Origin of the sequence: Shewanella sp. SP2S2-6, assembly GCF_031931965.1 — a bacterium.
GTDB classification, from domain to species: Bacteria; Pseudomonadota; Gammaproteobacteria; order Enterobacterales; family Shewanellaceae; genus Shewanella; species Shewanella baltica.
The window spans coordinates 70,477-84,193 of the sequence record NZ_JAUOEQ010000006.1; the positions used below are offsets into that span (position 1 = coordinate 70,477).

A 13,717-nucleotide genomic window follows, 5' to 3' on the forward strand; every position below is an offset into this window, starting at 1 on the left:
TTGCAGAAAACGAGTTAATGCTCGTATTTCTATCGACAAGGCATTCGCTGCAGTGTGATATTCATATCTGTGACAGGTCTAAAATCGACGCAGTGTTCAGTGAATCATTCGAGGAGTAGTTATGGGAAATATCGTTGAGCAGTTGCTGTTTTCTGCCTCGATTACGGGTCCAATTTGTTTGATGTTAGCGCTCGGTGTGATCCTAAAACGCACCCAAATCATCAATGAAAACTTTATTGATGTCGCATCAAAATTAGTCTTTAACGTGACGCTGCCAGCCTTGCTGTTCCTTAGCATTATTAGCTCCAATCACGATCTCGCCTCCAGTGCGCCCTTAATTGGCTATGGTTTAGCGGCCAATTTACTGTTTTTTATACTCTCCACCTATGCAACTGGACGGCTATTTCCCAAGCACAAAGACCAAGGTGTGATTATTCAAGGGGGATTCAGGGCCAATACCGCCATTATCGGCTTAGCTTATGTTTCCAACGCCTATGGCAGTTCTGGTGTTGCTTTAGCTGCGGTTTATGTCGCCTCGATGACGCTGCTCTACAATATTCAAGCGGTTATTTGCCTAAGCCCTAAAGGCGAAGAATCCAGCCAACGCGCATTTGGCGTAATCATCAAAACCATCACTAAAAACCCGCTGATCATTGCCATTATGGTCGGCATGTTGTTCTATTTACTTGCTATTCCAGTACCGAAAATGGTGCTCGATGCGGGCCAATACTTTGCCAATATGACCCTGCCACTAGCGTTACTGTGCACTGGCGGTTCGCTCGATATTGGTTCACTCAAACATGAAAAGCATTCGACTTGGTTCTCGACCGCATTGAAACTGATCTTTGCCCCGCTTTTTATCACGCTTGGGGCCTTGCTGTTGGGCTATCGAGGGATTGAGTTAGCGCTGGTCTTTTTAATGAGTTCTGCGCCCACCGCAGCCGCCAGCTATGTGATGGCACGCGCCATGGGTGGCAATGCACCCCTTGCAGCCAATATTATCGCGCTGACCACAGTCTGCTCGTTGATCACGTGCACCTTAGGCATCTTTGTATTGTCAACTTTGGAGCTGATCTAGCTACAGCTAAATGCTAAGAGCTGATTGCTCAAACGCGAGAGGAACAAGTTTGAGTGCTGATACGTCACCATAACTCACAGTAAAAAAGGCGAGCCATGCTCGCCTTTCGATTAGGGATAAAACGGCAATATGATCATCATAAGCCGCTTTAAGACAGGATTAGACCGGATTAGTGATATCCACAAAATGGTGCACGAGATCAAACTCGCGGGCGAGATGACGGCCTAAGGCTTGAATCCCAAAACGTTCGGTCGCATGGTGCCCCGCCGCAAAATAATGTATGCCCTGCTCCACCGCACTGTGGAAAGTGCGTTCGGACACTTCACCACTGATAAACGCATCCACACCTAAACTCGCCGCAACATCGATATAGTCCTGCGCGCCGCCAGTACACCAAGCTAAATGTTGGATCTTGGCATCGCCATCACCAATGTGCAGTGGGGCTCTGCCTAACGCATCCTCAAGGGTGTGAGAAAATTCGCTAGCACTAACCGCAAGATCAAGTTTTCCACGCCACAGCAGCCCCTGAGCCACCTCTTCGATGGCTTCTGCGTCGACGATCCCAAGTTGCCTGCCTAAGGTCGCGTTATTACCGAGCATTGGGTGGGCATCTAAGGGCAAATGATAGCCAAATAAATTAATATCATGCTTGAGCAGTGCCTTAATCCGGCGTTGTTTCATGCCAGTGATCACTTCAGGCTCATTCTTCCAAAAAAAGCCGTGATGGACCAAAATCGCATCGGCATTTAATCGAATCGCTTCATCGATCAAAGCCTGACACGCAGTCACGCCCGTCACTATGGTGCGGATCTCATCCTTGCCTTCTATTTGCAGCCCATTGGGCGCGTAATCTTTAAACGCCGATACATGTAAAAAATCGGCTAAATATTGGGTTAATTCTGTCCGTGTCATTGCATTACCGTCCTTTACTCGAGATGACCATTTACTGAAGATGACGACTTAATCAAGATAAGACAGTCGCTTACATCGCGACATCAACACGCACACCGCCTTGCAGGTAGACGACACGTACTCTGTCACCCGCATTGAATACCATGCCAGCATCATAGTCTTGGATCACCATAACTTGGGTGCCATCTTCTTGATTGATCATCAATTCCACCAGCTTCAATGACTGCACGCTCGTGCCAGTGCCATAACGATTGCCGATACCGCCACCAATCAAGGCGCCTAAAATGGTCGCCACATCACGGCCAGAACCGCCACCAAACTGATTACCAATCACCCCACCCGCTAAGGCGCCACCAAAGGTTTTCCAACCTCTATTACGGTCTTCAATCAGCTGGGTTTCAGTGATATTACGTACCGAAGTGATATCGCCATAGAGCACTTTCTCGACTGGCACGGCTTGATTACGGTCATAACCCGCACTCGCGGGGCTGAGGATAAACGCAAAAATAAACATAAAGCTTGCTAGAGTAGGTTTCCACATATCTGAATTTCCGCTAACTTAATAATAAGGTCTATAACTAAATCATACTCAATTGTGAAGTCACTGTCTTTTCTGAATCACGAATTTGAAGCTTTTCCTTCACCCGAACTCGCCTTAACTGATCCTAATGGGTTATTGGCTATCGGCGGCGACTTACGTCCTGAACGCTTACTCTCGGCTTACTACAACGGTATTTTTCCTTGGTTTAACTCAGATGATCCTATTTTGTGGTGGTCGCCCGATCCCCGCGCCGTGTTTATTCCCGGTGACGTACACATCAGCACAAGTTTGCGGAAATACTTAAAAAAACAACCTTGGCGGATCACAATCGATCACGCTTTCACCGATGTGATGGCGGGATGTGCGCAGCCAAGAGAAAAACAGAGCGGCACTTGGATCACCCAAGAAATTCAAATGGCCTATCGCGAACTGCATCACACAGGTCACGCCCATTCCATTGAAGTCTGGGAAGGCGAACGTTTAATCGGTGGGCTTTACGGCTTAGCAATCGGCCAAGTATTTTGCGGCGAATCCATGTTTCACCGTAAAACCAATGCGTCAAAGGCCGCCGTTGCAGCGCTGCAACAGCATTTACTCAAAATGGGATTCAAACTCATCGATGCACAAGTGATGAATCCTCACCTAGAAAGTTTGGGAGCCAAAGCCATTAAACGCATTGATTTTATAACGTTACTGAGCGAACTGAGAAACAATCCCGTGGACCCAGCGACTTGGACCACTAAAGAGGTCATCCTTGAACTCGAGTAAAGCATCGATCGCTATCGGTATCAGTCAAATATTCCCCTGCAGCTACCTCGATGGCCAGCAGGAGCAGCTACTTGTCATCCAAGAAGATACGCTCGATCCCATTTTATTTGAGCGTTTACTTGCGGTGGGTTTTCGCCGCAGTGGCGGCTCCATCTATAAACCCCGTTGCCCAAGGTGCGGCGCGTGCCAACCTATTCGTGTGCCAGCGCATGAATTTGTGCCATCGAAACGCCAAAAACGGACCTTAGCCAAAAACCAAGATCTGACCTGGCGAATTACATCGGAACAAACCGCCGAACAATATGCCCTATATGAGCATTACATTCGTGAGCGGCATTTTGATGGCCCTATGTTCCCCCCGAGTGAAGATCAATATAATCACTTTCTTTTTTGCCATTGGTTGCCGCCGACGTTTATCGAGGTCTATAACGGCGATAAATTATTAGCCGTCGCGGTCACAGATACCTTACCCAATAGTCTTTCGGCGATTTACAGCTATTTTGACCCCGATGAAGAACAGCGTTCCCTCGGCGCCCTGTTAATTTTAATTCAGTGCCGATTGGCAAAACTCATGGACAAAGAATTTGTTTATCTCGGATATCAAATAGATGAAAACCGTAAGATGTCCTACAAGCGTTTATATCGCCCATATCAAATTCTCACACCGACGGGCTGGGAGTATTCCCAAGTTTGCTAAGTACTTCCCCTTTACAGCAGGGTGAATTTGGGGCATGATACGCCCGTTTTTTATATTCGAAGGCTAATGGGATAATTAATTAATGGCGAAAGAAGACAACATTGAAATGCAAGGCACTATCCTTGAAACCTTGCCAAACACAATGTTTCGTGTAGAGCTTGAAAATGGTCATGTGGTGATAGCCCACATTTCAGGCAAAATGCGCAAAAACTACATCCGGATCCTTACTGGCGATAAAGTTACCGTCCAGCTGACTCCTTATGATCTGACCAAAGGTCGCATTGTCTTCCGCGCACGCTGATATAGCCTCTTAGATTTAAAAACCCGGCAAGGCCGGGTTTTTTTGTTTGCGAAAGATGAAAAAAATGGCTGCAATTGCAGCCATTTTTATGTCTAAAACTAATGGATAATCAAGCGTTAAGCTTTTGTTGTCGCTTTTTCGTGACGTTCGGTACGAATGACAAGCTCACCCTCCTTCACATCCACATGCGCCACACCGCCTGACTCTAAGACACCAAATAAGATCTCGTCTGCCAATGGACGTTTGATCAATTCGGTCACGACCCGAGCCATTGGACGCGCGCCCATGTTCTTGTCGTAGCCTTTCTCGGCCAACAAGGTTCTGGCTTCGTCGCTGACTTCCAAAGTAACGTGTTTTGCATCCAATTGAGCCTGCAATTCCACCAAGAATTTATCGACCACTTTGGCGATAATCGTCATATCCAAATGGTTGAACCAAATGATGGAATCGAGACGATTTCGAAATTCTGGCGAAAATACCCGATTAATTTCAGATAACGCATCTTGAGTGTGATCTTGTTGGGTAAAGCCAATCGACTTACGAATAGTCTCCTGAACACCCGCGTTCGTCGTCATCACCAAAGTCACGTGTCTGAAGTCCGCCTTACGACCATTATTGTCGGTCAAAGTACCGTGATCCATCACCTGCAACAGCAAGTTATACACATCGCGGTGGGCCTTCTCGATTTCATCCAATAGCACCACACAGTGTGGGTTTTTAATCACAGCATCGGTGAGCAAGCCACCTTGGTCATAACCCACATATCCAGGAGGCGCACCAATCAAGCGAGAAACTGTGTGGCTTTCCATGTACTCTGACATGTCAAAGCGCACCAGTTTCATCCCTAAACAGTTGGCCAATTGGTTAGTGACTTCGGTTTTACCCACACCGGTGGGGCCCGCGAATAAGAAGCTACCCACAGGTTTCCTGTCTGTGCCTAAGCCACTGCGCGATAAGCGAATGGCCGAACTCAGACTCTCAATGGCCTTGTCTTGGCCAAAGACCACCATCTTAAGGTTACGCTCAAGATTACGCAGTAAGTCCTTATCAGTGGCGGATACCGACTTCTCAGGGATACGCGCCATTTTCGCCACTATCGACTCAATCTCGGCTTGGCCTATAGTCTTTTTACGTTTGCTCATAGGCAACATCACCATACGTGCACCCGCTTCATCGATCACATCGATGGCTTTATCGGGTAAATGTCTGTCATTGATGTGCTTGGCCGACAATACCGCAGCGCTGCTGATCGCAGCCTGTGTATAACGAACTCCATGATATTCTTCGTATTTAGACTTAAGCCCCATCAAAATTTTAGTGGTTTCTTCCACTGAAGGCTCATTGATATCCACCTTTTGGAAACGACGTGCAAGTGCGCGGTCTTTCTCAAAAATACTTTGATATTCTTGGAAAGTTGTCGAGCCCATGCAGCGCAAGTTACCGCTAGATAGCAAAGGTTTCAGCAGATTAGAGGCATCCATTACGCCGCCAGATGCCGCGCCCGCACCGATGATGGTGTGGATCTCATCGATGAATAGGATGGCATGCTTATCCGCCGCCAGTTCTTTTAACAGGTTCTTAAAGCGCTTTTCAAAGTCGCCGCGATACTTAGTTCCCGCCAGCAGTGAACCTAAATCCAAAGAATACACTGTGGCTTCAAGCATCACATCGGGCACTTGTTTATTGACGATGCGATACGCCAGCCCTTCGGCAATCGCCGTTTTACCTACGCCCGCCTCACCCACTAACAGCGGATTATTTTTACGGCGACGGCACAGGGTTTGAATCGCGCGCTCAATTTCTTGATCGCGACCAATCAGTGGGTCGATGATCCCTTGCTTAGCAAGTTGATTTAAGTTGGACGCAAATTGCGACAACATGCTGCGCTCTTCGCTGCTTTCGCCCTGATCTTCAACCCGTTCTTGATCTTGATGTGACTCAGCATCATCATTTTTGGCGAAACCATGGGAAATAAAATTCACAACGTCTAGGCGACTAATATCGCAGCGGCGCAGTAAATACACGGCTTGGGATTCTTGCTCACTGAAAATGGCGACTAACACGTTAGCGCCGTTCACTTCATTGCGACCCGATGACTGCACATGGAATACTGCACGTTGCAGCACTCGTTGGAACCCCAGCGTTGGCTGAGTTTCTTTGTCATCATCAATATCGGCAATGATTGGGGTTGTTTGTTGGATAAAGCTTGCCACTTCATCTCTGAGTTTATCTAGATTCGCTCCACAGGCGATTAACGCTTCTTGAGCCGCAGGATTGTCGATCAGAGCTAATAACAGATGTTCCACTGTCATATACTCGTGACGCGCGTCTCTGGCTTGCTGAAACGCCAGATTTAAGGTGACTTCCAGGTCTTTGTTCAGCATAAGCACCCCCAAAATTAACAACAGACTACAGAGTAAAGCGGTTTTATGCTTTCTCTAACGAACACAGTAACGGATGTTGGTTTTGTCTTGCAAATTGATTTACTTGTATCACCTTAGTTTCTGCAATCCCAAACGGGAAAATACCGCAAATACCTTTTCCTTGGTGATGGATCGTCAACATGATATCGGTCGCTTCCTGCTCGTTCTTGCGAAAGAAAACCTGCAAAACTTCAATCACAAAATCCATTGGGGTGTAATCATCATTATTGAGTACCACCTTGTACATCGAAGGCGGCATTAACTCTGATTCGACACGTTCTTCAACGTGTTCAATATTTCCTATCTTTGCCATTTTTTAATACTAGCCTCTCGTGTTGGCCTCTTCCAATTGATCCGTTCAAATTAATCAGTTGTTACCCCTTTGTTAATTTTAGCTTGACTTCCGCTTTTACTCCTTACATTCTGTTGTGCAGACGGTGAACGAATACCCGTCTATACAGGTTTTACTATCTTACTGGTAAGTAGACAACAGAAGGAAGTGGAAGTATGGCAAGCGGAACTGTTAAATGGTTCAACAACGCCAAAGGATTCGGGTTTATTTGCCCTGATCAAGGTGGTGAGGACGTTTTTGCACACTATTCTACCATTGAAATGGAAGGCTATCGAACTCTAAAAGCAGGCCAACCCGTTCAATTTGAAGTAGAAGCCGGTCCAAAAGGGATGCACGCTTCAGCCATTTCACCAACAAAATAACGTTTGGTGAGGCCAATGATCTAAAAGGCAGGGACTTGTCCCTGCCTTTTTATTGCTGCGTGTTTTATCAATCCTCACCACTTAATGCTCCATCGCTTGTCAGCATTACGCATGAATTTAATTCAAGATCAATCGCAGCCCCTCACCCATAGCATCCCCACAAAAAGATTTTATCACCAGTCTCGACAGTAAATTTAGGGCATAAAAAAGGGATCTGCCATGCAGATCCCTTTTCAAAATCAGTCTAATGACTTACAACTTTACATCAACTTTGATGGCCCACACTGACGCGCACGCCATCCAAAAGCTAAAACTAACGAGATTAAGCAATCAACAGCTTGTTTAACGTCTCGCTTGGGCGCATTGCTTTTTCAGCCTTAGCCGCATCTAAACGGTAGTAACCGCCTAAATCGACTGGTGCACCTTGTGCCGTCGCTAATTCAGCCACAATCACTTGCTCATTTGCCGCCAACGCATGCGCTAACGGAATGAAGTGGGCTTGTAACTGCTCATCGCCCGTTTGCGCGGCTAAGGCTTGTGCCCAGTACATGGCTAAGTAGAAATGGCTGCCACGGTTATCTAACTCACCGACTCTTCTTGATGGCGATTTGTTGCTATCTAAGAATTGGCCAATGGCTTGATCTAAGGTATCAGCTAACACTTGGGCTTTTGGATTACCGACAGTTTGGCTTAAATGCTCAAGAGACGCCGCCAGAGCCAAGAATTCACCGAGTGAATCCCAACGTAAGTGACCTTCTTTCTCAACCTGTTGCACGTGCTTAGGTGCACTACCGCCCGCACCAGTTTCAAATAGACCACCACCGTTCATTAACGGAACGATTGATAGCATTTTGGCACTGGTGCCCAGCTCTAGGATAGGGAACAAGTCAGTCAGGTAGTCACGTAGAACGTTGCCCGTAACTGAAATGGTATCTTTGCCTTCTTTGATGCGAGCCAACGAGAAGCGAGTCGCTTCTTCTGGAGACATAATGCTGATCTCTAAGCCATCAGTATCATGCTCTGGCAGATATTGCTGCACTTTTGCAATGATTTGAGCATCGTGGGCACGTTTGCTATCTAACCAGAATACCGCAGGTGTATTGCTTAAACGGGCACGGCGCACGGCCAGTTTGACCCAATCACGGATAGGTGCGTCTTTAACTTGGCACATTCTCCAGATATCGCCCGCTTCCACGTTATGGCTCATCAATACCTTACCACTGGCATCGACAACGTTGACCACACCGTCAGCAGGTATTTCAAAGGTCTTATCGTGGCTGCCGTACTCTTCGGCTTTTTGCGCCATCAAGCCCACGTTTGGCACGCTGCCCATGGTTTTAGGATCAAAAGCGCCGTGCTCTTTACAGAAGGCAATCGTTTCTTGGTAGATACCGGCATAGCAACGATCTGGGATCATAGCTTTAGTGTCATGCAGTTGACCATCTGGTCCCCACATTTGGCCAGATGAACGAATCGCAGCAGGCATAGACGCATCGATAATGATGTCGCTTGGCACGTGTAAGTTGGTGATACCTTTGTCAGAATCAACCATAGCCAATGCGGGACGTGCAGCGTAAACGGCGGCGATATCGGCTTCGACTTCGGCGCGGCTATCGGCAGGTAATGTCGCTATTTTGGCATAAACATCACCAAAACCGTTGTTAACATCTACGCCTAATTCAGCAAAAAGCGCCGCATGCTTGTCAAACACTGGCTTGAAGAATACCTTCACAGCGTGACCAAACATAATAGGATCAGACACTTTCATCATAGTGGCTTTCAGATGCAGCGATAACAGCACATCTTCTGCTTTGGCGTTTTCGATTTCACGCTCATAGAAGCTCACTAAGGCTTTTTTACTCAATACCGCAGCATCGATAATTTCGCCAGCCAGCAGCTTAAGACCCGATTTCAGCACCACTTCTTGGCCATCTTTTTGCGTCAGCACGATATTCACGCTGCCCGCATCAGATAAAGTCACTGACTGCTCGCTGCCGTAGAAATCGCCGTCAGTCATGTGAGCAACGTGTGACTTAGAATCTGTAGCCCATTTACCCATTGAATGCGGATTTTTCTTGGCGAAGTTTTTCACCGATAATGGGGCACGGCGATCTGAGTTACCTTCACGTAGTACTGGGTTTACCGCACTGCCTTTAATCTTGTCGTAACGTGTTTTAATTGACTTTTCAGCGTCGGTTTTTGGCTCATCCGGATAGTGAGGGATGTCGTAACCTTTTTGCTGCAGTTCAAGGATACAGGCTTTTAATTGTGGAATCGAAGCACTGATATTCGGTAACTTGATGATGTTCGCTTCTGGCTGATTCGCTAACTCGCCAAGCTCAGTCAGATGATCGCCAATCTTTTGTGCTTCGGTCAGTTGCTCAGGGAAACTGGCAATAATACGGCCCGATAACGAGATATCACGGGTTTCAACCGCAACGCCCGCGGCGTCGGTAAACGTTCTGATAATAGGTAAGAGTGAGAGGGTGGCCAGTGCTGGCGCTTCGTCTGTTTCAGTGTAAATAATTGTTGATGAGTTATCTTTCATGTTACATCCTACATTATTGTAAAATTTAATATTTTTTATAATAATTTTATAGCATGGCGAACAAATCTGAGCACAGTGAAAATATCAATCAAGGCAATCGAATCCGCCTTAACCTTTCAAATTATCAATGCCCTTCTGCCTTTGCGCGCAAGCTAAAATTTGTTACAACGACTCATTAAAACCTAATAAACATTTAGGCACAGATCACATTTTCTGGCCGACATCATAGAGCATTCGCAATAATATTCAAATTCCACTAACGGCGAATGCCAAGTACACTATGACCACATTAACGACTCAATCAAGTCAGGTAAGCGTGTCTCAACCTCCTGTTAGCAAAAGTATGAACAAAAACAAGTTTCCACCTAAAGGTGCCAATTCCAGCGCCAATTCCCCAGCAAAGAGCACGATTAAACCCGCTAAGCCCGCAAGCAGAGGCCCAGCCAACCGCGCTGCCGCCGTAGATAGCAAAGTGGCGCCGGCACGTAATGCCAATGGCAGTTTAAAGAAAGAACCCTTTAAAAATCCCAATCGACGCGCAATTGCTGCGGCAAAACCGGTGCAGAGCCAAACGATCGCACCGATTATCGTGCTGTTTAATAAGCCTTTTGATGTACTTTGCCAGTTTACCGATGAACAAGGTCGTAAAACCCTAAAAGACTATATCCCCATTGCTGACGTGTATGCCGCGGGCCGCTTAGATAGAGACAGTGAGGGCTTGTTGTTGCTGACCAATGACGGTCAATTACAGGCAAGACTGACCGAGCCGAAAAAGAAAACCTTTAAAACCTATTGGGTGCAAGTAGAAGGCGTGCCGACGGAAGATGCACTGACGAAACTGCGCCAAGGTGTTGAATTAAATGATGGTATGACGCTACCAGCTAAAGTCAAAATCATGGATTCACCCGATATTTGGCCACGTAATCCGCCGGTGAGAGAACGCAAAAATATCCCAACAACTTGGTTAGAAATCCAAATTCATGAAGGCCGTAACCGCCAAGTCAGACGCATGACAGCGCATATCGGTTTTCCGACCTTAAGATTAATCCGTTATAAAATAGGCCAATGGAGTCTAGATAATTTACCATCGGGCGAGCATAAATGTATCCGTCTCGGTGATGAAGTCTAACTTTCAGCCAAGTTTCTACGCCCAACGCCACTAAAAAGTGGCACCATGTCCACTCAAAGGAGACACCATGAGTCAACGATATAAACCCAATGTGACCGTCGCTTGTATTATTCATGCGACTTCACAGGACAAATATCTGATGGTAGAAGAGTGGATTGATGGCGAGCAGCGCTTTAATCAGCCAGCGGGTCACTTAGAAGCAAATGAAAGCTTAATCCAAGCCTGTGAGCGCGAAGTATTTGAGGAAACGGGGTTATCACTTAACCCCCAAGGACTCGTCGGCATCTATCAATTTAGCGCCAGTGAAGACTTAGCCTTTGTGCGCTTTACCTTCTTCGTGCAGTTAAATGATATGCCCTCACCTGCGCCGCAGGACAAGGCTATCCACAGTGCGCACTGGCTGAGTTTTGCACAGATAGAAGCCAAGTCATCTTTACTGCGCAGCCCCTTAGTGCTCGATTGCCTAAAAGACTATCTTAATAACGCACAACAGGGCCAAACTTATCCCCTCTCCTTACTCAATAGTGACCGCCTCGCGATAGCCCAAGCGAGTAAGGCGTGATAGAATACCGCCCCGCATAAACTGCTTGTTAAACTTATGCATGTGCTAGTGCCTATCGGCCTCTACGTGGCTAAAAGTAGACTGTACAGTAGGCCGTAAATACGAGTTTACTGGCCGCTCGCACTACACCCAGATTTTTAAGTTAGCTTTTAAGTTAGCTTGGATTTAATGCTAGCCCATATTTTAAGCTAGGTTAGGCACTTTTGTTAGGCACTTTTGTTACGCGCTCAATGTCGCGGCTTAACTTCAACAACCTAGCCAACACACATACTCAATGGTTTTTAGGATCTATGACATCAATCGAACCCACTCATACAGGAAAAAAAGTCATTGTCGGCATGTCCGGCGGTGTAGATTCATCTGTTTCAGCCTATTTGCTTATGCAGCAAGGCTATCAGGTTGAAGGCCTTTTCATGAAGAACTGGGAAGAAGATGATAACAACGAGTACTGCGCTGCCGCAGAAGATTTAAAAGATGCCCAAGCCGTATGCGACAAGCTCGGGATCAAGCTACACACAGTTAACTTTGCTGCCGAATATTGGGACAATGTATTTGAGTATTTCCTCGCCGAATACAAAGCCGGCCGCACGCCAAATCCCGATATCATGTGCAACAAAGAAATCAAATTTAAGGCATTTTTAGAATTTGCCGACGAAATCCTCGACGCCGATTACATCGCCATGGGCCACTATGTGCGCCGCCGCGACAATAGCGATGGCAGCACACAAATGCTCCGTGGCGTCGATGGCAATAAAGATCAAAGTTATTTCCTCTACACCCTTAGCCACGAGCAAGTGGCCCGAAGTCTGTTCCCTGTCGGTGAATTGGAAAAACATCAAGTACGTGAAATCGCAAAAGAAATGGGCCTAATCACCCATGATAAAAAAGACAGCACCGGCATCTGCTTTATCGGTGAGCGCAAGTTCACTGAATTCCTGGGCACTTATTTACCTGCGCAGCCTGGCAATATCGAAACCCCAGAAGGTGAAATCATAGGCACACACCAAGGGCTGATGTACCACACTTTAGGCCAGCGTAAAGGCCTAGGCATTGGCGGTATGAAAAACAGCAATGACGATCCTTGGTATGTCGTCGATAAAGATCTTGAGCGTAACGTATTGATCGTAGGGCAAGGCGGACACCATCCTCGTTTGATGTCGACCGGCATGACAGTTAACCAACTGCATTGGGTGGATAGAATCGGACCTATCGATGGCTGTCATATTGCAGTGAAAACCCGTTATCGCCAACAAGATGTGCCTTGTACTTTGACCTACACAGATGAACACACCTTACGCGTGGTCTTCGATGAACCTGTTGCGGCGGTGACGCCAGGACAGTCTGCGGTATTTTATGATGGTGAAGTCTGCCTAGGTGGCGGCATCATAGATCAATTGATCCGAGGGTAAAGCGTGAACGAGCAATTAGTTAATCGGACCATGGCGTTTGCGGGCATACTGCAAGCCATTGCCCAAGTTCAACATTTAGCCCGCCATGGCGAATTAGATAATGCCGAGCTCGCGGCGAGCTTAAACACCATTCTTGTCACCAATCCTGACAATACGGCCGATGTCTACCAAGACAAAATCGTATTGCAAAAAGGCTATAAGCTGATCCTGAATCAGCTCGGTGACAGCAGTCAAAAAGATGTTGAAATCACCCGCTATTTAGTTGGCGTGTTGGCGCTAGAGCGAAAATTAGTTCGCTCAAACAGCGGTTTAGGCATGTTGGCCGAGCGCATTAATCAAGTGAATCGCCAGCTACATCATTTTGCGATCACCGATGAACAAGTCATTGCCAATCTTGCCAGCATTTACAGTGACATCATCAGTAATTTAGGGCCGAAAATCCAAATCTCTGGTAATCCAGTATGTTTGCAACGCCCTATCGTACAACAAAAAATTCGTGCTCTGCTGCTTGCAGCCATGCGCAGTGCTGTACTGTGGCGCCAACTTGGCGGTAAGCGTCGACACTTAGTCTTCGCCCGCAAAGCCATAGTCGATACAGCCAAGAAAAGTCTTACCCTATAATAAAATTAGCGTTC

General features: G+C 46.8%; 14 protein-coding genes. 9 read left to right on the plus strand and 5 right to left on the minus strand.

All coding sequences use genetic code 11. The features are described from left to right. The first annotated feature begins 121 nt into the window (after positions 1-121). Positions 122-1,078 (plus strand): AEC family transporter, encoded by a 957-nt coding sequence (locus Q4Q57_RS06805; RefSeq protein ID WP_259520288.1) that lies wholly within the window; start codon positions 122-124, stop codon positions 1,076-1,078. 159 nt (positions 1,079-1,237) lie between these two features. On the opposite strand, the gene Q4Q57_RS06810 is transcribed toward Q4Q57_RS06805, so the two are convergent. Further along, positions 1,238-1,990, minus strand: coding sequence for a Nif3-like dinuclear metal center hexameric protein (locus tag Q4Q57_RS06810; RefSeq protein ID WP_006086263.1), 753 nt, complete (start codon positions 1,988-1,990; stop codon positions 1,238-1,240). A gap of 70 nt (positions 1,991-2,060) precedes the next feature. Beyond that, on the minus strand, positions 2,061-2,531 hold the full coding sequence (locus tag Q4Q57_RS06815) for a glycine zipper 2TM domain-containing protein (protein ID WP_311890249.1): 471 nt from the start codon (positions 2,529-2,531) through the stop codon (positions 2,061-2,063). A gap of 54 nt (positions 2,532-2,585) precedes the next feature. Here Q4Q57_RS06815 and aat point away from each other — a divergent pair, with 54 nt between their 5' ends. The 3 genes from aat (at position 2,586) to infA (ending at position 4,297) form a co-directional block, all read left to right on the plus strand. Next, complete coding sequence (gene aat, locus Q4Q57_RS06820; protein WP_311890251.1) at positions 2,586-3,299, plus strand: leucyl/phenylalanyl-tRNA--protein transferase; 714 nt, start codon at positions 2,586-2,588, stop codon at positions 3,297-3,299. After that, positions 3,286-3,996: an arginyltransferase gene (locus Q4Q57_RS06825; protein WP_259520285.1), complete on the plus strand. Its 711-nt coding sequence runs from the start codon at positions 3,286-3,288 to the stop codon at positions 3,994-3,996. Before aat ends, Q4Q57_RS06825 begins: the two co-directional genes overlap by 14 nt. An 82-nt stretch (positions 3,997-4,078) precedes the next feature. Beyond that, a complete protein-coding gene (gene infA / locus Q4Q57_RS06830) occupies positions 4,079-4,297 on the plus strand; it encodes a translation initiation factor IF-1 (protein ID WP_006081934.1) in 219 nt (72 codons plus the stop codon). Positions 4,298-4,413: 116 nt separating this feature from the next. On the opposite strand, the gene clpA is transcribed toward infA, so the two are convergent. Together clpA and clpS are read right to left on the minus strand one after the other, a co-directional pair. Then, positions 4,414-6,681, minus strand: a complete 2,268-nt coding sequence (gene clpA / locus Q4Q57_RS06835) for an ATP-dependent Clp protease ATP-binding subunit ClpA (RefSeq protein ID WP_006081935.1) — start codon at positions 6,679-6,681, stop codon at positions 4,414-4,416. A 43-nt stretch (positions 6,682-6,724) separates the two neighbouring features. Beyond that, positions 6,725-7,033: an ATP-dependent Clp protease adapter ClpS gene (gene clpS, locus Q4Q57_RS06840; RefSeq protein WP_006081936.1), complete on the minus strand. Its 309-nt coding sequence runs from the start codon at positions 7,031-7,033 to the stop codon at positions 6,725-6,727. Positions 7,034-7,227: 194 nt separating this feature from the next. Between clpS and cspD the strand changes: the two genes are divergently transcribed. Then, the gene (gene cspD, locus Q4Q57_RS06845; RefSeq protein WP_006081937.1) at positions 7,228-7,434 is read left to right on the plus strand and encodes a cold shock domain-containing protein CspD; all 207 of its coding nucleotides are present in this window, start codon (positions 7,228-7,230) and stop codon (positions 7,432-7,434) included. 322 nt (positions 7,435-7,756) lie between these two features. Here the strand turns inward: cspD and Q4Q57_RS06850 are convergent, their stop codons facing one another. After that, positions 7,757-9,982, minus strand: a complete 2,226-nt coding sequence (locus tag Q4Q57_RS06850; RefSeq protein ID WP_006086260.1) for an NADP-dependent isocitrate dehydrogenase — start codon at positions 9,980-9,982, stop codon at positions 7,757-7,759. Between the two features lie 343 nt (positions 9,983-10,325). On the opposite strand from Q4Q57_RS06850, the gene rluE reads away from it, so the two are divergent. From rluE to hflD, 4 genes are all read left to right on the plus strand, one after another. Continuing rightward, positions 10,326-11,111, plus strand: a complete 786-nt coding sequence (rluE, locus tag Q4Q57_RS06855) for a 23S rRNA pseudouridine(2457) synthase RluE (RefSeq protein WP_311890305.1) — start codon at positions 10,326-10,328, stop codon at positions 11,109-11,111. Positions 11,112-11,178: 67 nt separating this feature from the next. Beyond that, positions 11,179-11,673, plus strand: a complete 495-nt coding sequence (locus Q4Q57_RS06860; RefSeq protein WP_311890307.1) for an NUDIX hydrolase — start codon at positions 11,179-11,181, stop codon at positions 11,671-11,673. A 290-nt stretch (positions 11,674-11,963) separates the two neighbouring features. Further along, positions 11,964-13,082, plus strand: coding sequence for a tRNA 2-thiouridine(34) synthase MnmA (mnmA, locus tag Q4Q57_RS06865; RefSeq protein WP_311890309.1), 1,119 nt, complete (start codon positions 11,964-11,966; stop codon positions 13,080-13,082). Positions 13,083-13,085: 3 nt separating this feature from the next. Continuing rightward, positions 13,086-13,703 carry a high frequency lysogenization protein HflD gene (hflD, locus tag Q4Q57_RS06870; RefSeq protein ID WP_006081942.1) on the plus strand — a complete coding sequence of 206 codons (618 nt, stop codon included), beginning with the start codon at positions 13,086-13,088 and terminating at the stop codon, positions 13,701-13,703. The last annotated feature ends 14 nt before the right edge of the window (positions 13,704-13,717 follow it).

Excerpts from the sequence above, each read along its gene's own strand:
- Q4Q57_RS06805 (WP_259520288.1), top strand. The coding sequence starts at position 122 with ATGGGAAATATCGTTGAGCAGTTGCTGTTTTCTGCCTCGATTACGGGT.
- Q4Q57_RS06810 (WP_006086263.1), bottom strand. The coding sequence starts at position 1,990 with ATGACACGGACAGAATTAACCCAATATTTAGCCGATTTTTTACATGTA.
- Q4Q57_RS06815 (WP_311890249.1), bottom strand. The coding sequence starts at position 2,531 with ATGTGGAAACCTACTCTAGCAAGCTTTATGTTTATTTTTGCGTTTATC.
- infA (WP_006081934.1), top strand. The coding sequence starts at position 4,079 with ATGGCGAAAGAAGACAACATTGAAATGCAAGGCACTATCCTTGAAACC.
- clpA (WP_006081935.1), bottom strand. The coding sequence starts at position 6,681 with ATGCTGAACAAAGACCTGGAAGTCACCTTAAATCTGGCGTTTCAGCAA.
- clpS (WP_006081936.1), bottom strand. The coding sequence starts at position 7,033 with ATGGCAAAGATAGGAAATATTGAACACGTTGAAGAACGTGTCGAATCA.
- cspD (WP_006081937.1), top strand. The coding sequence starts at position 7,228 with ATGGCAAGCGGAACTGTTAAATGGTTCAACAACGCCAAAGGATTCGGG.
- Q4Q57_RS06850 (WP_006086260.1), bottom strand. The coding sequence starts at position 9,982 with ATGAAAGATAACTCATCAACAATTATTTACACTGAAACAGACGAAGCG.
- rluE (WP_311890305.1), top strand. The coding sequence starts at position 10,326 with ATGAACAAAAACAAGTTTCCACCTAAAGGTGCCAATTCCAGCGCCAAT.
- Q4Q57_RS06860 (WP_311890307.1), top strand. The coding sequence starts at position 11,179 with ATGAGTCAACGATATAAACCCAATGTGACCGTCGCTTGTATTATTCAT.
- mnmA (WP_311890309.1), top strand. The coding sequence starts at position 11,964 with ATGACATCAATCGAACCCACTCATACAGGAAAAAAAGTCATTGTCGGC.